Source organism: Mesorhizobium sp. WSM4849, from assembly GCF_055811385.1.
This window is the reverse complement of sequence record NZ_JBVVPW010000090.1, coordinates 1-1,602: the sequence shown is the minus strand read 5'-3', so window position 1 is coordinate 1,602 and position 1,602 is coordinate 1. Positions and strand designations below refer to the sequence as shown.

At 64.9% G+C, this 1,602-nt stretch carries 1 protein-coding gene; it reads right to left on the bottom strand.

Annotation, left to right across the window (positions count from 1 at the left end; genetic code table 11):
* Nucleotides 1-80: 80 nt before the first annotated feature.
* The gene (locus AC0L3L_RS36315) at nt 81-1,436 is read right to left on the bottom strand and encodes an IS5 family transposase (protein WP_473642175.1); all 1,356 of its coding nucleotides are present in this window, start codon (nt 1,434-1,436) and stop codon (nt 81-83) included.
* Nucleotides 1,437-1,602: the final 166 nt, after the last annotated feature.

Here is a 1,602-nt window from a genome sequence, read left to right as displayed (position 1 = left end):
GTCCGTGAAGAAAGCGATTTTCGCGTCAACCTTGAAAGTGATCTGCGTTGGAGCGCTTTGTCCCAACTGAGGGGCGGAGTTCAGGCTGATCGGGGCCGCAGTGGCGGCTTTGCGGTGGCTGCGAGCAGCGTCAGGAAGAAGGCACACAAAAGCCTCAGCCAGTTGAGCAGGAGGCTGAAGTTGTAGCCGACGGCGGCGAGCACGGCGTTGTTGGCGTCGCCTTCGGAGAAGGCCAGGAAGTTGCGCCCCATGCGGTGGTCGTTCTTGAGATGGCCGATGACGGGTTCGACGGCGGCCCGGCGTCGCAGCGCCCGTTTGACGGCCTTGGTGAGGCCGCGCTTGTAGCCGGCGACATGGACCTTGAACGTCTTGTCCTTCGGGGCGTTGTGGCCGCGGTAGCCGGCATCGGCGACGATCTTGGTGAGGTTGGCTCCGATCGAGGTCTCGATCGCGGGGATGACGGTGGCCAGCGTGTGGCCGTCATAGGGATTGCCGGGCATCGCCTTGATATGGGCGACGAACTGGCCGCCGCGGCTGCGATAGAGCGGCGTGGCGACCGAGACCTTGACGCCGAATTCATAGGGCTTGTGGGCCTTGCCCTTGCCGATGCATTCGACCTCGGGAGCGTGCAGGGAGTAGACCTTCCTGCCGCGTTCACGCTGGCGCTGGTCCCTGACGCGGCGGGCCAGCGACAGCGGCAGACCGAAGGGCGCCATCAGCTCCGGCCGCCCGGCGATCTTGCGGGTGATGTCGCGGATCACCGCGCCCAGCATGGTGCGCAGCCGCTTGAGCTGCCGGTTGGCCCGCCTGAACTGCTTGGCGTGGGCATAACGCTGATGCTTGATCAGCGCGATCTTGCCGACCCGCGCATAGGACTGGCGCAGGCGGATGCCGTGCTTCCCGGCCAGCTTGACCAGCCGCTCGCGGGCGCGATGCATCAGCTTGGCGTCGGTCGGAAAGGTGATCGCCTTCTCCTGCACGGTGGTGTCGACGATCACCGCGCGGAAGTCGGCCGGCTTGGCCGCCCCCAGCCGGGTCGCCGCCGCCAGGCTCTCCTGCAGCAGCGCCGTCAGCCGCTCCTCGCCCATGCGCAGGCGCCAGCGCGTCAGCGAGGTGCGGTCGAAGACCAGGCGGTGCTGGAAGAACTCCTCGCCGCAGAACAGCTGATAATAGGGGTTTTCCAGCCAGCGCTCGCACAGCCCTTCATCGGACAGGTTGTGCATCGACTTCAGGATCGCCAGCCCCGCCATCAGCCGCGTCGGCAGCGGCGGCCGGCCGGGGCCATCGTCGTAGACCTCGCCGAGCTTCTCTTCCAGGCAGCGCCAGTCGATCGCCGTCGCCAGCTTCACCAGTGCATGTTCCATGTTCAGGATCTGGTCGAGCCGGGACCGCAACAGGTCCGCCTGGCCACTGTCTCGCCGTTCCTTCGGCCGCATCGCTTGCTTCCCCTCTCCGGTCGAAACGCCATCGAATCACGCAACGCAGATGCAAACATTTTGCCGGAAATCGCCGCCCAAAGCCACGATTTCCGGCAAAACGAAACCCAAATTCAGGCGAAAATCTTAAATTAAATCAAAGCGTTCCGCGTTCTTCACGGACGAC